The following is a 16088-nucleotide window of genomic DNA, read 5'->3' on the forward strand; positions in this document are numbered from 1 at the left end:
GCGGCGCGCCCGCCGCATCCGGCGACGGTGGTGCAGCCGAAGCTGCCGTTTGGTGTCGTCGCGGCGCGCCCGCCACATCCGGCGACGGTGGTGCAGCCGAAGAGGCCGCTGGGTGCCCTCGTCCAGAGATCACAAGCCGTGGACGTGGATGTGGAGGTGGACAGCGAGAAGGGCGCGAAATTCGAGCGGCGGGAGCAGGTGTGGGAGGGGAAAAGGAAGCCCGTGAGGGCCGTCGTGCACGTCGTGGCCCCGGGGATCGGCGTCGAGGTCCCGAACGACGACGTGTCGTTCCCCCTCTTCATCCACGACACGCTCGAACGAATCCGCAAGGTGCCCATCGGCGACCAGCTCATCCGCGAGTTCCACCCGAAGAGGGGGTTCCGTAGGCCCGCGGAGAAGCTCTACGAAAACATCACGCTCCTCATCGAGCCGATGGCGGACACGCAGCTCCTGGAGACGAAGAGTTTTTATGGGCGCAAACTGGACGGGAACTGGGACCCCGGAAAAGACAGATGGGCACGCACCCCGAAGATCGTCTTCCCCAACCGGCCGACGGACAAGGGCGCGTCGTTGACCATCGGAAAGGGGAAAATGATCGGCTTCAAGGCGATCCCCTCCAGCGTGAAGGTGACGCCCGACGGGATCACCGGGCACGACGATTTCCCGAAGGAGACCTGCGGATTCGAGGAGGTCCTCTTTCACGAGTTCTGCCACGCTTATTATTTCCAGATCGGCGCCTCCCCGGAATACTACGAGATGCCTTACCAGGTCGTCGGAATGCGCGAGGAGATGCTGGTGTGCGGGCTGAGCGCCGGGAGGGGGCTCGAGTATTGCGAAAACCATTACCGCGTCCAGAGCGACCTCCCCTTGCGGACGTCCTACAAAAGCCAAGGGCTCGAAGACAAGGACGTGAGCCCGGAGGATTGGCCCGGCAAGACGTTTGTCCATCCCCTCACCGTCCTCGGGATCTTGGAGATCAAAGAGGCCAAGATCCTCACCGAGGGGACCGGGAACTGGGACGAGGCGATTTATCCCTGAAGAATCAGGCCCACACGTCCGAGGCCGCGCGGCGGCTTGACCCTCCCGCCTCCTCGGTGCGACCATCGCCCTCATGCAGGATGCGATGAATCAGGTGGGGGCAGGCCTCACGAGCCTGAAGATCACGCTCGTCGAATTCGCCGTCCGTTACGGGCTGCAGATCCTCGGCGCGTCCATCATTGTCGTCATCGGGCTCAAAATCGCGGGGTATGCGACGCGCGCCCTCGATGGCTGGCTCGAGAGGAGGACCTCGATCGACGTCGCGCTCCGCACCCTCTTCGTGCGCCTGCTCCGGCTCGTCGTCATCGGCGCCACGGTCGTCATCGCGGCCGAGAAGATCGGCGTCCCCGTCGCCTCGCTCATCGCCGGCCTCGGCGTCGCGGGCGTCGGCATCGGCTTCGCCATGCAGGGCGTGCTCTCGAACCTCATCGCGGGCATGACGATCTTCTTCATCCGGCCCTTCAAGGTCGGCGAATACATCGACGTCCTGAAGGTGCACGGCGAGGTCGTCGACATCACGCTCTTTTCGACCACCCTGCGGCACACGACCGATCAATCCCGGATCGTCATCCCGAACCGCCAGATCGTGGGCGAGATCCTGCACAACTATGGCACGAAGCGCCAGCTCGACCTCGAGATCGGCATTGCGTATGCCTCCGATATCGGCAAGGCGATCGACGTCGCGACGGAGACGGTCCTCGAGGATGCGCGTGTCTTGAAGGAACCGGCGCCGCTCGTCGGGATTCGCAAGGTGGGCGAGGGCGCGCTCGTGGTCTCCGTCCGGCCCTGGGTGCCCGTCGCCGATTACGAGCAGGCGCTGCTCGGCCTGTATCGGTCGATCTTCGAGGCGTATCGCGAGCGGGGCATCGACGTGCCCCTCCCGCAGCGCGAGATCCGTATCCACGCAGAGACCGCCGCGGCGCGCGCGGCGCTCGGCGCGCCGGTCGTCAAGGTCAATTGAAGGTGAGGCTCACTCGTCGTGCACCTTGAGGCCGGGGATCCCCAGGATCACCGCCTGACCGCTCACGGCCGAGCCGGCGATGTGCAGGTTCTTCAGGCCCTTGAGCTCCTTCAGCGGCGAGAGATCGGCGATACGCGTGCGCTTCATCTGCAGCATCTCGAGCTTCTTCAGCTTGGAGAGCGGCGTCAGATCCGTCACCTCGGTCTCGTCGATCTGGAGCTCCGTCAGGTTCACGAGCGTCGCGAGCGGCGCGAGGTCCTTGACGGGCGTGCGGCCGATGTCGAGCCGGTCGAGCTTCACGAGGCCCGAGAGCGGCGCGAGGTCCTTGATCTGCGTGGCCGCGATGCGCAGCGACTCGATCGTCGTGAGCGTCTTCAGCGGGCTCAGATCCTCGATCTTGCCGGGGGGCAGGTAGAGGCCCTTCACCGACGTGAAGAGCGGGAAGAGGCAGGGGTCGATCTCGTCGAGCTTCACCTCGGTGAGGCTCAGCGTCTTCACTTTGCCGAGGTCCGCCTTCGTGATCGTCCCCTCGGGCTTCTGCGCCTGCACGCGCACGATCGCCTCGAACTTGGGATCCGTGAACGTGATGGTCGCGTCCTTCGAGCAAACGACGTCTTTCTTCTTCGGCGGCGGCGCGGGCGCTGCGGCGCTCGGCGTGGGCGCGGGCATGAGGACGGCCAGGTTGCTCGTCGTCGGCGCGGCGCTCGGCGAAGGCGCCGCGGCGTCGGGCTTCTTTTCGTCACATCCGAGGAGCGACGTGACGGCGATCGAGAGGGCGAGACCCGCGAGGGGGGCGATCGTTCGGGGCAGCATCGACGCGGATGGTACAAGGCCCTCGCGCTGGAGGGGAGGGGTAGATCCTGGCGAGAGGGGCGCCTCTCCGGACGAACGCGCGCGTTGCGTCGCGTCGCGATCCTTCGTAGCATCCGGTCTCCCGCGAAAGGGCGAGGGAGCACTTGACGGCCGCACGACTCGACTTCGGCAGCACGCTCAGCGAGGGGGCGCTCGCCCCGACGTACCGGGCGTTCGAGCATTTTCGCGAGGTGCGCGTCACGCAGGGCCTCGCGGAGGTGGCGCACGACAAGCTGCTCGCGGCGCTGAACGCCGCCGTCGCCGCGACGGCCAGGCGGCTCGGCCTGAAGCCCCGCGACGTCGAGGCGATCCTGCCGTGGTCCGGGTACATGGGCCAGCTCCAGCAGCTCGAGCGCGCGCGTATCGAGGCGCTGAGCGTCTTCGAGCAATACGCCGCGTCCGTCGGCGGGCTGCTCACGGGCCTCGCGGGGGCCACGATGGAGGTCGATCCCAAGCGCAAGAGCGCCGCGCAGACGCTCACCAACGTCGCGCGTCGTTTCTCGCGCGAGCGCGCGCTCGTGGGCCCGCTGAAGGTGCTCGCCGCCGAGCTCGAGGCCTGGGAAGAGGCCATGGAGAAGGCCGGTGAGCTCATCGATCGGAGCAAGCTCGTCCACCGGCACCTGCAGCGCCGGCAGCTCTTCCGCGTCTCGCTCGTGTTCCTGATCTTCGCCGTCTGCTCGGTCGCGGGCGCGTTCGTGATCCGCGAGCGCCGCATCACCACGGCCCGCGAGAAGCTCGACGCGAAGATCACGGCCGCGGTCGATCCGTGCTCGATCACGGACCTCGACGAGGACGAGAAGCGGCACGCGCTGCCTGCGCATTTCGCGCGTATCGACGAGAAAAAGAAGGCGTGCGAGGAGCGGCGGGCCCGCGAGCGGTACGAGGCGTCGTGCGACGCGCTCGCGAAGGCGGTCGAGTCGGGCAAGCTCGCCGCGGAGGACAAGGCGACGGCGAAGGCCGCCGCCGAGAAGCTCGAGCGCGCCGCGGAGGCCAAGCTCGTGGCCGCGGATCTTTTGGCCAAAGAGGCCGAGATGCCGTGCGGGGACACGAAGGCGAAGGGCCGCATCTGGCTCGCGTATGCGCGCGGGGCGGCGCGCTCCGTGGCCGCGTGGGCGGACGTGCCGGCGATCTCCGACGACCTGAAGAAGGCGCTCGCCTCGAAGGAGCTCGAGAAGGAGACGGCCTACAAGGAGGGCATCGCGCCCGACGCCGAGGAGGTCGCGACGCGCGCGATCAAGGGCGACGCGGCGGCGATGGTGCGCGCCGAGAAGCTCTGCAAGGGTCGCGCGGAGTACGGCCTCGAGAACGGCAAGAAGTGCCAGCGGTTCCTGCAGATCCTCGAGGGCCTCGCGAAGCAAAAGAAGCGGTGATCCGGCACTCGCCTTGACAGCCCCCGTCCGAGGCGGTTCGATCGGCTTGATGGACCACGTGGCCGCCGCCGACGTCTTGCAACGAGCCCGGGCGCGCGTGGGGCAGGTCTTGCGTGGCAAGTGGCGGCTCGACGGCCTGCTCGGCGTCGGCGGCACGGCCTGCGTCTACGCGGCGACGCACCGGAACGGCAAGCGCGGCGCGGTGAAGCTCTTGCGGCCCGAGTACGCGACCGACGAGGAGGCGCGCCGCCGCTTCCTGCGCGAGGGTTACGTCGCGAACCGCATCGAGCACCCCGGCGCGGTCGCCGTGCTCGACGACGACGCGGCCGAAGACGGCACGGTTTTCCTCGTGATGGAGCTGCTCGAGGGGCAGAACCTCGACGAGCGGGTGCGCTCGTTTCCCGGCGGTCGCTTGCACCCCGCCGAGGTCGCGTTTGTCGCCGAGCGGCTGCTCGACGTCCTCGCCGCCGCCCACGACAAGGGCGTCGTGCATCGGGATCTGAAGCCCGAGAACGTGTTCCTGACGCGGTCGGGCGCGGTGAAGATCCTCGACTTCGGCATCGCGCGTCTGCGCGAGACGACAAACGTCGGAGGCGTGGGGCGCGCGACGGAGGTCGGCAGCGTCATGGGCACGCCGGCCTTCATGCCGCCGGAGCAGGCGCTCGGGCACACGGCCGAGATCGACGCGCGCACCGATCTGTGGGCGCTCGGCGCGGTGATGTTTCACGCGCTCTCCGGCAAGCTCGTGCACGAGGCCGAGACGGTGAACAAGGTGCTGCTCCTGGCGATGACGCGGCAAGCGCCGCCGATCGCCTCGATCGTGCCCGGCCTGCCGCCCGAGTTTTGCGAGGTCGTCGATCGCGCGCTCGCCTTCCGTCGCCAGGATCGCTGGCCCGACGCGCGCGTGATGCAGCGCGCCTTGCGCGCCGCGATGCAACGTTTGCCGCCGGCGCCGCCGCTCGTGATCGGCCCCGGCGAGGGCCCTCCCGGCCCGCTGGAGCGCACGGGTTCGCCGCTCTCGCGGGACGCCTCGTCGGCCGCGTTTCCTTCACGCAAGCCCCTCGTCGTGGGCCTCTCGCTCGCCTTGGCCCTCGCGCTCGGCGGGGCCGTGGTTGTTTTCGTCCGCGTCCGCGCGGCGGCGCCCACGCCGGTGGAGACGAGGCACGCCGCCGCGCCCGAGCCTGCGCCGTCACCGACGTTGCCGCCGGCCCTCCCGCCGCCCGCGTCGGCCGCGCCGGTCGTGGCCTCCGCCGCGGCCGAGCCGACGCCTCCGCCTTCGGCGCGTGTGGCTCCGGCCGCGACGACGACGGGGGCGCGTGTCGCGCCGACCCCGGCACCTCCGACGACGACCACGAAGCCGCAACAAGGCGGGACGAAGGATATCTTCAGCGAATGGTGACCCGGAAGAACGCCCCCTCGACGTCTCGAAGGCGCCTCGTTTGGGCTCTCGGGATGGGCGCGGCTCTTGGTTCGGTCTTGCTCGCGCGTCCGGCCGCGGCCGATCAGATGGAAGACGACATGCGGCGGGCCGAGGAGCTCTTCAAGGAGGCGCGGGCCGCCGTCGAGAACAACGATTACGCCGCGGCTTGCCCCAAGTTCGAGGAGAGCCTCGCGCTCGCGCGCCGGGCCGGCACGCTCTTCAACCTCGCGCAATGCGAGGAGCACGAGGGGCGGCTCGTCACGGCGCTGCGGTATTACAAGGAGGGCATCGTCGTCCTCGACCCCGGCGACCCGCGCCTCGCGCCCTCGAAGCAGAAGCTCGCGGAGATCGAGCCGCGGATCCCGTTCCTCACGATCAAGCCGAAGGGCACGTTGCCCAGGGACAGCCGCGTCACGATCGACGGCAAGGAGGTCGAGGGCCTCGGCGTCGCGTTGCCGGTCAACCCCGGCACACGCACGATCGCCGTGCTCGCGCCGAAGCACACGGTGGAGAAGTTCGTCGTCGAGGTCGCCGAGGCCGAGCAGGTGGAGCTGCTCGTGACCGCCGGCAAGGTGATCGTCGAGCCGACGCGCCCCGTGGCTGCCGTCCTCGGGCCGCGGCGTATCGCGGGCTTCGCGGCGCTCGGCGTGGGCGCGCTCGGGTTCGTGGGGGCGATCATCACGGGCGGGATCATCGTCTCGGCGGACGGCCGCGTCGAGGAGGGCTGCCCGCGGGTGAAATGCGACACGGCCGCCGGGCACGAGGCGGCGGAGCTCGGCAAATCGATGCTCGTGCCGAATGCGATCATGTGGGGCGTGGGTATCGCGGGGGCGGGGACGGGGGCGGTCTTGTTGCTGCTCGAGGCGAAGAAGGGCCCGGAGAAACCGAAGACCGGCCATTCTTTCGTCGTGGGGCCTGGTTTCGTGGGGGTGCGCGGGAGTTTTTGATGCGATCCACGAAAAAGACGCGGGCGCTCGGCCAGGTCCTCGCCCTCTCGTTTGTCCTCGGCGCGGGCGGGTGCGTGGTCCTCGGGTACAACTTCGACAAGAAGCCGCCGGACTCGTGCGAGAGGACGGCGGATTGCCCGGGGGTGGACTCCGATTGCGGCAAACGCGCCTGCACGGAGGGCGTGTGCACGTACGTGGAGGTCAAGGACGCGGGGGAGAAGCCGCTCGGCCAGCCGCGTGATGATTGCCAGGACGTGACGTGTGACGGGAAGGGGCTCGCGGTGTCGAAGCCTGCGCCGCTGGAGGTCCCCTTGCCCGGGGACGAGTGCGCGGTGGGCCAGTGTTTTGATGGAACGCCGCTCGTCGTGCCCAAGGAGAAGGACACGCCCTGCGGCAAGGACGGCGCGCTCGCGTGTGACGGAGCCGGGTTCTGCGCCGGTTGCACGATGCCGAGCGAATGCGGAGACGACAACCTCTGCTTGAAGTGGTCGTGCACGGAGGGCATCTGCATCGGCGCGTACGAGCCGGTCGGTACGATCCTCGCGGACACGGTGAAGGGTGATTGCATGGCCGAGGCCTGCGACGGCGCGGGGGGGATCGACCAGATCCCGTATCCGATGGACGCGGCCGACGACATGAACCCCTGCACCGCCGACATCTGCAAGGGCACCACGACGGAGCACGAGAATGCCGCGAACGGCACGCCGTGCGAGACCGGGTGCAGGGCGTGCACGGATGGGGTGTGCGGCGAGTGCAGCGAGGGGACCACTTGCGTGGCCGAGGTCTGCGTCTCGAATGGTGCGCAACCCGTGGGCTCGGCGTGCGCCGGGCCTGCAGATTGCAAGACCGGCTTTTGCATCGACAATATATGCTGCGAGAGCGCGTGCGCGGAAGACTGCATGGGCTGCGGCAATACGACGACCGGGCAACCGAACGGCATCTGCGCGCCCGCGCTCGACAACACGAACCCGGGCGGCCGCTGCGAGGGGCTCGACGTGTGCATCGGCGGGACGTGCCGGTGCGAGAACGGCGTCCTGGATGGCAACGAGCTGAAGGTGGATTGCGGAGGGACCTGCGCGCCGTGCAAGGGTACGTGGGTGTGTAATGGCACTTCCGGATGCGGCGCCCCGGTCGCGAAGTGCTGCGCGTTCGACTGCATCGGCTGCGACGACGAGACGGCGGCGTGCTTCGAGCTCCAGAACACGCCGTGCTTCATCGGGGAGAATCCCAAGACGTTCACCGGCGGTACGTTTTGGGACATCTGCGCGAAATGCAATCGCATGACGTGCCTCTGCCAGTAATCGCGCCGTCGCGCTTGACCTTGCCGGGCCGCCGACCGAAGCTTCGCCCGTGCATCCGCTCCGTCCGCTCCGTGGCGTCCTCCTCGCGCTGATGTGCCTGGCGCTGCCGCTCGGCGCCGACGCCGCGCCGGACGCCTCGGCGCCCGCGCCGGACGCCGCCGCTGCTCCCGCGGCCGCCTCCGCGTCCGCCTCCGCCGCCGCCGCCGCGCCCGCCGCCGCCTCCGCCGCCGCGCCCGCCCCTCCCATCGTCGAAGGCGTCCCCGTTCGCCTCCGCGACGCGCGTATCTTCTCGCTTCACGCCTCCCGCGCGGGGGAGTCTCCCGAGGAGCGCGCGCGCGCCGCCTCGATGGCCCTGCGCGCCGCCTCCGAGAGCGGGGACGAGGCGCCCGTGCGGGTCGAGCGCCGCGGCGACGAGGCCCTCGTGGTCGTCGGGGACAAAACCATCGTCATCCTCGGCCCCGAAGACGCCGCCGCCGCCGGCGACGCCACCGTCGCCACCCTCGCCGAGGACGTCGCCGGCCGCGTCCGCGTCGCGCTCGCCAAGGAGCAATCGCGCAGCGCCGCCCTGCTCACCTTGCTCTCCATCGCGCTCGTCGTCCTCTCGGGCATGGTCGCCCTCTTTTTTGCCCGCAAGATCGGCCAGGTCGCCGATCGGGCCCGCGTCTTCCTGGAGCAGCACCCCGAGCGTATCCCCGCGATTCGCCTCCAATCCATCGAGGTCGTGCGCCCCGAGTCGCTCCGCGCCGCGCTGCTCATCGCCACCAAGGCCGCGCGTGTCCTCTTTCGGCTCGGCATCGCGTATGGATGGGTGCTCATCTGCCTCTCGCTCTTCGAGCCCACGCGCGGCTATGCCGAGCGGCTCTCGGGGTTCGTCTTCGGGCCCCTTTATTCGCTGCTCGCGCGCCTCATCGGCTCGCTCCCCTTGCTCGTCGTCGCGGTCATCGCCGCGATCGCCCTCATCGTCCTCGTCCGCTTCATCAGCCTCTTCTTCGAGGGGGTCGCGCGGGGACAGACCACCCTCGATTGGCTGCCGGCCGACCTCGCCCCGCCGACCAGCATCCTCGTCCGCGCCGCCGTGGTCATCGCTTTTTTCCTCGTCGCCGCGCCGCTCGTGCTCGGCGACGACGACGGGGCGCTCGTGCGCGCCGGGACGGCCGTCATCGCGGCCCTCGCGCTCTCCACCACGCCGGTCGTGGCCAGCGCCGCCGTGGGGATCGTGGTCGTGTATGGCCGGCGCTTGTCGGTCGGTGAATATGCCGAGATCGGCGGGCGCGAGGGCCGGGTCCGCGCCATTTCGCTCCTCGAGGTCGAGCTCGAGGGCGAGGACGGGATCCTCCGGGTGCCGCACCTGTATTCGCTCGTCCGGCCCACGCGCCTGCTCGGCGCCGAGCCGCCGGTCTCCGTCGAGGTCACGCTCGAAGAGGCGGCCCTCGACGAGGACGTGCGTGAGCTCTTGCGCGAGGCGGCGGGCGCGGTGGGGGCGCGGCCGTTCGTCGAGCTCGTGCGGCTCGACGCCGAGGGGGTTTGTTATCGGGTCACCACGCACCACGCGGGCCCGGGGGCGCAGGGCGCGCTCGTCGGGATCCTCGCCGAGGCGCTCTCCGCGGCCGGCGTGCCCCTCGCGCGGGCGGGCCTGCGCGCCTTGCCTACTTCTCGAGCTGCGCGCGCATGAACGCGCGCCAGCCGTCGGGCTTCATCGTCTCCCTGGAGAGCAATTTCAGCTTGTAGGTCACCCATTCGGGGTGGTTCGGCAGGCTCAATTCCATGTCGACGATGTGGAAATCCTTCTGGTCCACCCAGACGAAGCCGCCCCGGTTCTTCAATCCAGGGCCGTCGATCTCGTACTTGTTGCAGGGCGTGTTCTCGCGCGTCTCGTCGCCCACGTACGAGACCGTGACCTCGCCGCGATACACGAAGATCGGCCCCGTCTCGGCGTACGTCGGGTTCGCGATGCCGATCTTGAACGAGCCGAGCGGGTTCTTGAGGTAACGAAAGGACAGGTTCAGGCTCCCGAGATCGAAGCTGTGCACGTGGAAGGGGGCGTGCTCGATCGAGATGGTATTCGGCGCGAATCCATTGATCTCGGCCCGGAGCGTCCGCGTCATGGGCGTATACTCGACCACCGCCACCTCTCGCTCGGCCCCGCCGCGCGTCATCTGCCGGGATTCGAGGCGCGTCGCCAGGAAACGCGTCCAGTCCATCGTCGCCAGCACGTGGCTCGCGCTCTGGGGCCTCGGCCCCTGGAACTTGAAGGACTCGATCGTCTCGTGGTCGGCCACGTAAAACGACACGCGCTCCGGCTTCGAGCCGTCCGTGTTCGACTTGACGTAGTGGTAGGCGACGCCGACCGGGACCTTCGATTCGTCGAACTCGAACGCCTCGATGCCCGGCGCCTCGGGCTCGCCGCCGAAAAACGGAAACGCGCCGCCACACCCCGACGCGAAGAGCGCCCCCGCCAGACACGATGCCCGCAACAACGCTCGCATGGTTCGGCATCGTAACAACATTTTCATGCCAACCGAAAGATCCTGACGGGCTCCTTTCGCCCTCGCACGTGCAGCGGCGCCGTCGCCGTGGCCTCGGGCAGTTCGAGCGCGCACGCCTCGAAGACACGCTCGGTCACGAGGATCTGGGATCCGAGCTCCTTGTTGAGCCCCTCCACGCGTGACGCGACGTTCACCACGTCGCCGATCACCGTGTACTCTTTTCGCTCGGACGAACCCACGTTCCCGATGAGCGCCTTGCCCGACGCGACGCCGATGCCGACTCGCGTCGCCGGGATCGCGCCCTCCGCGACGAGGGCTTCGAGCTTCGTGACGATCTCGAGCGCCGCCTCGACGGCGTTCTTGCAATCGTTGTCGCCCCGCAGCGGCGCGCCGAAGACGGCCATGAAGCCGTCGCCGAGGAACTTGTTCACGATGCCGTGGTGCGCGTTGACGCTCTCGATCATGAAATCGAAGAGGGCGTTCAGGTAACCCACGACCTCCTCGGGGCTCTTGCGCTCGGAGAACGCCGTGAAGTTGCGGACGTCGAGGAACATCACGCAGACCTCGCGCAGCTCGCTCTTGACGTCCGCCTTCTGCGCGAGCAGCCGCTCCACCACCGCGGGCGAGACGTGCTGGCCGAAGACGCTCAGGATGCGGCTGCGATCTTCGAGCGACTCGAGCGTCCGGCGAAACCCCTTCTCCAGCCGCCGCGCCACGAACCCCGCGGCCACGCCGCTCGCGAGCAGGACGAGCGCCTTGCCTCCGTGGTGCGCCATCGAGGTGAGCGAGGCGCTCGTCTTGCTCGCGTGGGTCGCGCCGCCCGAGAGGAGCGCGAGCAGGCCGTACTCGGCCGCGGCCACGATGCCCGAGAAGACGCAGAGCTTCGGATCGAGCCGGAGCGTCGAGAGCAGGATGAACACGAAGTACACGAACGCCGGCGGCAGGAGCAGCGCCTCGAAGGGCTCGACGATCGACATGTAATAGACGATCGCCAGCGTCGGCAGGCTCGTCTCGACGAACGTATCGATGTAACGCCGCGCCGCGGGGGGCCTCGTGCGTGTCTTGATGAGCTTCTCGAACCCGCGCAACGCGACGAGCTCGTAGGCCGCGAACCCGCCGAGCAAGAGGCCCACGCGGACGCGGTCGAGGCGGCTGTGGAAGAGCTCGGCCATCGCGCCCGGGTAGGAGGCCGAGAACGCGAGGAACGCGATCAGCGCGCCGCCGAAGATGCCCGCGAGGAGCTGCGCCCGGAAGCGCTCGCTGATGAGGATCTCCCGCGCGAGGCTCGCGTCGATCGCCGCCGTCGCGCGCGGCGCGGCGCCCTGTCTCTGCTCCGTCACCAAGGACGGCGATGGTATCACCTCTCAGGGCTTGTACGGCGGCTCGTAACCCGGCGCGGACGCGTGGTGCGCCTCGAAGAAGAGCCGCAGCGCCGAGAGCGCCGGCTGGGCGCGCGCGTGGTCCACGTCGAAGAGGTTCCGCTTCTCGCGCGGATCCTGCGAGAGGTCGAAGACCTCGACGACCTTCCTCCGTGGATCGTCGATCACCTTGAGCCCCTCCCAGTAAAGCACGCGCCGGAGCCGCCCCTCGGCGAGCACGGGCCTCTCGAGCCGCACGTCGTGGCCCGCGAGCAGCGGCACGAGGCTCTGGCCGAGGAACGTCGACGGCGTCTCCACGCCGAAGAGGTCGAGGATCGTCGGCCCGAGGTCGACGAGCGTCACGTGCTCCTCGATGCGCCGCGCGGCGACGCCCGGCCCACGCACGAGGAGCGGGATCCGCAAAAGCTCCTCGTAGAGCGTCTTCGAGTGCTTGAGGGTCCCGTGTTCGCCGAAGGCCTCGCCGTGGTCGCTCGTGACGATGAGGTAGGCGCGGTCCAAAAAGCGCGCTTCGAGCAACGCGACGAGCTCACCGAGCCACCTGTCCGCGACGCCGATCTCCGCGAGATACCGCTGCGACGCCGGGCCGGTCTTGCCGCCGCGGTCGTACGGCGCGTGTGGCTCGAGGAGGTGCGCGTACAGGAAAAGTGGCTCGTCGCCGGCGCGGCGTAGCCGTTCGAGCAGCGGCTTCATCACCTGCTCGGCGTGGGCGTGTCTCCGGCCCTCGGTGACGACCGTCTCCTCGACGAAACCGCGCGCCACGCCGAATTCGTTGGTGAGGAACGTGAGGCTGCAAAAGCTCGCCGTCTTCACGCCCTGTCGCGCGAGGAGCTCGGGGAATCGCGGGGACGGGTCGGTCGCCGGATACAAGAACCGCGTCGGCCCTCGGCCGTGGTCACGAAAGACGAGCTGCGAGAAATACCGGCCGGAGAACATCGAGGAGAGCGAGACGGCCGTCTGGCTGCCCGGCGAGGTCGCGCGCGTGAAGGAGGCGCCCTCCTTTTTGAGCCGCGTGATCGTGGGGAAGTGCGCCTCGTTTTGCTCCCTGTCGATCGCGTCGGCGCGCACGGCGTCGAGGGTGATCAATACGACGAGCGGCGCCCTTCCGGCGAGCAGCGGCGGCGTGGTGGGCGGGGTCGGAAGGAGATCCTCCAGCGGGTGAAAATAAATCGACCCCAGGGCCTCGGAGGGCGGTACGGCGTAGGGGTCCCCGGGCAAACGCCAGATCGTCCGCGCGAAGGCCCACGCCGAGATCGCGCCCGGCTCGCGGAAGAGCTCGATCCGCACGGAGACGGGCGGCGCCACGGCGATCCCGAACAGGCCCGCGCCGAGGCCAAACGCGAGCAGCATTTTCCCCGCCCGCGGTCGTATTCGATATCGCGCCGCAAAGGCGAACGAAGCCGCCGCCTGCCCCCCGAGCGTCGCCGCGAGCCACGCGAGGGCCCCGTGCAGCCCTGCGTAATCGTCCCGCAAGACGAGGTGATTCGCGACCATGACGAACAGCGCGACCCCGAGCGCGACGATCCGCAGGATCGATCGGCGCGATACGAGCGCCCCGGCCACGTGCGCCGCCGGCACGGCGAACGTGAGGGCCGCCGCGCCGAGCGTGTACACGAGCGCGTGGTGACGGCCCCCGAAGCGGCTGTTCGCGAGCCGCTCGAGCTCGTAGCCGACGAGCTCGAACAGGATCACCGACGTGATCGCCGCATACCCGCCGAGCGCGAGCGAGGCCCAGAGCCACCACCTCCCGAGCTCGCGCGTGGTCCGCTCGACGAGCAGCGTCCCCGCCCCGACCACGAGCGCCGCGACGAGCCCGAGGCCGAGCACGCCGGCCGCGTCGAAGAGATGATGCTGAGCGCGAAGCCAGAGGCTCGGCGGGCGCGGGAGCCGGAGCGTGATGAACAGCGCGTTCGTGAGCGCGACGAGCGCGAAGCCGAGCCACGTCGAGAGCCCGGCGCGCAGGGCGCGATCGAGGGGTGTCAGAGGGGGTTCAGCGAGCATGCCGGGCCTCGGGGAGGTGTGATCGGCGGGCCACGGCGGAGGGGCATTTCAGGCGTGGATCACGCGATCTTTTCGTCGGCGATCGAGAGCGCGGCGTCGAGCGCGGCGATGCCCTCGTCGAGCTCCGCCTCCGTCACGATGAGCGGCGGGGCGATCACGAGGTGGCTCACCCACGAGAGCACCGTGACCCCGCGCTTCATCATCTCCCCGGCGACCGCGTCGATGACGAGTGGCTTGCGCGCGGCCTTGTCCTGCGGCGTGTTGAAGGGCTCCTTCGTCGTGCGGTCCTTGACGAGCTCCACGGCCCAGAAGAGGCCGAGGCCACGCACGTCGCCGATCGACGGGTGCTTCGCGGCGAGGGCCTTGAGCTTCTGCCCGAGCAGCTCGCCCATCTTCGCGCTCCGCTCGATGAGCCCGAGCCGCTTGTACTCGTCGATCGCCGCGACCGCGGGCGCGAGCGTGAGCGGGTGCGCCTCGTAGGTGTGGCCGTGCGCGAAGAAGTTGTCGTCGAAATGATCGGCGATCGCGCGGCTCGTGGCGACCACGCCGAGCGGCATCGCCGCGTTCGTCACGCCCTTCGCGGTCGTGAGGATGTCGGGCGTGACGCCCCAGTGCTCCATGGCGAACCACTTGCCCGTGCGGCCCCAGCCCGTCATGACCTCGTCCGCGATGAGCAGGACGCCGCGCTTCTTCGCGAGCTCGGCGAGCCTCGGCATGTAGTCGGGCGGCGGCACGAGCACGCCGTTCGTCCCGACGATGGGCTCGACGAGGACGGCGGCCACGTTCTCCTCGTGGTCGATCATGTACGCGAGGTAATCGGCGCAGGCCGTGGCGCACGTATCCGGCTTTTGCTGGAGCGGGCATCGATAACAATTCGCCTCGGGCCCGAAGATCACGCCGGGGATCTTCCCCGTCGGCTCCACGAACCAGCGGCGCATGTCGCCCGTCGCGGCGATCGAGCCCGCGGTCGAGCCGTGGTACGAGGTGTAACGCGCGATGATCTTGTGTTTGCCCGTGTAGAGCCGGGCGATCTTGATGGCGGCCTCGTTCGCCTCGGTGCCGGAGGTGGCGAAGAAGAACTTGTCGAGCCCCGCGGGCATCACCTCGAGCATCTTGAGCGCGGCCTTGGCGCGGATGTCGCAGGTGTACGAGGGGCCGATGAAGGCGAGCTCCTTGGCTTGCGCGCAAATGGCGTCGATGACCGCCTGGTTCTGGTGTCCCAGGTTCGAGCAGACGAGCTGCGACGAGAAATCCAGGTATCGTTTGCCGGAGGCGTCCCAGAAATGGCAGCCCTCGGCCTTCGTGACGTGCAGGGGCTTCCAGCCGCGCTGCGCGCGCCAGGTGCCGTAGGTATGCCTCGCCGTGAGCTCGGTGATGTCGTCGGTCATGGCGCGCATCCTAGGACATCGGCGCGCGCCAAGGAACGGCTGTCTTGGTGTCCGCACACCCCTCTCCACGGCGTGGAGAGGGGCGGGGGTGAGGTCAGGGCACCTTCACCACGTGGAACGTCTGGACGAAGCCCGGGTTCGCGGGCTTGGCGAACACGCCGAGCAGCTTCGTGTCGGGCACGACGTAGATCGCCTTCAGGCCCCATATCTCGAACCTCCCCACGGGCGGGAACACGACGGGCTTCTGCCCCTCCTTCACGCCCTCGATCTTGCCCTTCGACAACCGGAGCTTCATCCCGAGGCTCGACACGTCGAGCTCGTCGCGGTTGTCCGGCCAGCCGATGCTGCGGATCGCCACGAACTCGCCCTCCTCGACCTTCTGCGCGAGCTTCGGCAAGAGCTCGGTGAGCTTCTCGTCGAAGTGCTCGGCGCACTCGCCGAGCTGGCAGATCTGCATCGGATCGCGGACCTTCCCGTCGTCGCCGACGAAGTGCACCTCGATGCTGAAGGCCTCCTCCGTGCGCTTCTCCATCGGCACCATGAAGAGCTTCTTCGATGCCGACCAGCCGATGCGCCGGCCGCCGCCCTTCACGATCTCCTTCGCGAGAGACTCCGACTCGCTGAGCGCCTTCGCCTCCGCGGGCTTGCGCTCCGGGGCCTTCGCCTCGGCCGGCGCCTCGCCCTCGGGCTTCGCCTCGGCGGCCGCGGCCCCCTCGGCGGGTTTTGCTTCGGTCGCCGCGGGATCGGCTGCGGCTTCGTCACTGCCGCCTTCGGGCGTGACGGGCTCCTTGGCGGGGCCGCAGGCGGGCACGAGTGCGAGCACGAAGGTGAGGGCGGCGAGCGAGCGAAGCATGGGGGGAGACCTCCTGACGACGTGGTCCGCGCACGCTACTCCAGGCCGGGCCCGCGCGGAAAACCTTTTCCAGCGCGCGGAGGCCGGTACACTCG

At 69.2% G+C, this 16088-nt stretch carries 13 protein-coding genes; 7 read left to right on the forward strand and 6 right to left on the reverse strand.

What is annotated here, in order from left to right:
* The first annotated feature begins 27 nt into the window (after positions 1-27).
* Positions 28-1038, forward strand: a complete 1011-nt coding sequence (locus GF068_RS30860; RefSeq protein ID WP_153823097.1) for a hypothetical protein — start codon at positions 28-30, stop codon at positions 1036-1038.
* 73 nt (positions 1039-1111) lie between these two features.
* Complete coding sequence (locus tag GF068_RS30865) at positions 1112-1999, forward strand: mechanosensitive ion channel family protein (protein ID WP_153823098.1); 888 nt, start codon at positions 1112-1114, stop codon at positions 1997-1999.
* Positions 2000-2008: 9 nt separating this feature from the next.
* On the opposite strand, the gene GF068_RS30870 is transcribed toward GF068_RS30865, so the two are convergent.
* Positions 2009-2812 (reverse strand): leucine-rich repeat domain-containing protein, encoded by an 804-nt coding sequence (locus GF068_RS30870; RefSeq protein ID WP_153823099.1) that lies wholly within the window; start codon positions 2810-2812, stop codon positions 2009-2011.
* A gap of 143 nt (positions 2813-2955) precedes the next feature.
* Here GF068_RS30870 and GF068_RS30875 point away from each other — a divergent pair, with 143 nt between their 5' ends.
* The 5 genes from GF068_RS30875 to GF068_RS30895 are packed head-to-tail and all read left to right on the forward strand — an operon-like array spanning position 2956 to position 9561.
* Positions 2956-4221 carry a hypothetical protein gene (locus GF068_RS30875; protein ID WP_153823100.1) on the forward strand — a complete coding sequence of 422 codons (1266 nt, stop codon included), beginning with the start codon at positions 2956-2958 and terminating at the stop codon, positions 4219-4221.
* Positions 4222-4270: 49 nt separating this feature from the next.
* Complete coding sequence (locus GF068_RS30880; protein ID WP_153823298.1) at positions 4271-5620, forward strand: serine/threonine-protein kinase; 1350 nt, start codon at positions 4271-4273, stop codon at positions 5618-5620.
* Positions 5621-5673: 53 nt separating this feature from the next.
* Positions 5674-6588, forward strand: a complete 915-nt coding sequence (locus GF068_RS30885) for a tetratricopeptide repeat protein (protein ID WP_153823101.1) — start codon at positions 5674-5676, stop codon at positions 6586-6588.
* A complete protein-coding gene (locus tag GF068_RS30890) occupies positions 6588-7889 on the forward strand; it encodes a hypothetical protein (protein ID WP_153823102.1) in 1302 nt (433 codons plus the stop codon). The genes GF068_RS30885 and GF068_RS30890 overlap by 1 nt, the downstream gene beginning before the upstream one ends.
* 49 nt (positions 7890-7938) lie before the next feature.
* A complete protein-coding gene (locus GF068_RS30895) occupies positions 7939-9561 on the forward strand; it encodes a mechanosensitive ion channel domain-containing protein (protein WP_153823103.1) in 1623 nt (540 codons plus the stop codon).
* Here the strand turns inward: GF068_RS30895 and GF068_RS30900 are convergent.
* The 5 genes from GF068_RS30900 to GF068_RS30920 form a co-directional block, all read right to left on the reverse strand.
* Entirely contained in the window at positions 9536-10375 is an 840-nt protein-coding gene (locus GF068_RS30900) for a hypothetical protein (protein ID WP_153823104.1), read from the reverse strand. The two genes, GF068_RS30895 and GF068_RS30900, sit on opposite strands and share 26 nt — an antisense overlap.
* Before the next feature lie 23 nt (positions 10376-10398).
* Complete coding sequence (locus tag GF068_RS47195) at positions 10399-11715, reverse strand: adenylate/guanylate cyclase domain-containing protein (RefSeq protein WP_153823105.1); 1317 nt, start codon at positions 11713-11715, stop codon at positions 10399-10401.
* Positions 11716-11739: 24 nt separating this feature from the next.
* Positions 11740-13752 carry a sulfatase gene (locus GF068_RS30910; protein WP_153823106.1) on the reverse strand — a complete coding sequence of 671 codons (2013 nt, stop codon included), beginning with the start codon at positions 13750-13752 and terminating at the stop codon, positions 11740-11742.
* 59 nt (positions 13753-13811) lie between these two features.
* A complete protein-coding gene (locus GF068_RS30915; RefSeq protein WP_153823107.1) occupies positions 13812-15140 on the reverse strand; it encodes an aminotransferase class III-fold pyridoxal phosphate-dependent enzyme in 1329 nt (442 codons plus the stop codon).
* 94 nt (positions 15141-15234) lie between these two features.
* Positions 15235-15993 carry a hypothetical protein gene (locus GF068_RS30920; protein ID WP_153823108.1) on the reverse strand — a complete coding sequence of 253 codons (759 nt, stop codon included), beginning with the start codon at positions 15991-15993 and terminating at the stop codon, positions 15235-15237.
* Positions 15994-16088 lie beyond the last annotated feature (95 nt).

The organism is Polyangium spumosum (assembly GCF_009649845.1).
GTDB lineage: Bacteria > Myxococcota_A > Polyangia > Polyangiales > Polyangiaceae > Polyangium > Polyangium spumosum.

Bases quoted from the DNA above. Each gene is read 5' to 3' on its own strand.
- GF068_RS30920 (WP_153823108.1), bottom strand. From the start codon at position 15,993: ATGCTTCGCTCGCTCGCCGCCCTCACCTTCGTGCTCGCACTCGTGCCC.
- GF068_RS30915 (WP_153823107.1), bottom strand. From the start codon at position 15,140: ATGACCGACGACATCACCGAGCTCACGGCGAGGCATACCTACGGCACC.
- GF068_RS30910 (WP_153823106.1), bottom strand. From the start codon at position 13,752: ATGCTCGCTGAACCCCCTCTGACACCCCTCGATCGCGCCCTGCGCGCC.
- GF068_RS30900 (WP_153823104.1), bottom strand. From the start codon at position 10,375: ATGCGAGCGTTGTTGCGGGCATCGTGTCTGGCGGGGGCGCTCTTCGCG.
- GF068_RS30890 (WP_153823102.1), top strand. From the start codon at position 6,588: ATGCGATCCACGAAAAAGACGCGGGCGCTCGGCCAGGTCCTCGCCCTC.
- GF068_RS30880 (WP_153823298.1), top strand. From the start codon at position 4,271: ATGGACCACGTGGCCGCCGCCGACGTCTTGCAACGAGCCCGGGCGCGC.
- GF068_RS30885 (WP_153823101.1), top strand. From the start codon at position 5,674: ATGGGCGCGGCTCTTGGTTCGGTCTTGCTCGCGCGTCCGGCCGCGGCC.
- GF068_RS30865 (WP_153823098.1), top strand. From the start codon at position 1,112: ATGCAGGATGCGATGAATCAGGTGGGGGCAGGCCTCACGAGCCTGAAG.
- GF068_RS30870 (WP_153823099.1), bottom strand. From the start codon at position 2,812: ATGCTGCCCCGAACGATCGCCCCCCTCGCGGGTCTCGCCCTCTCGATC.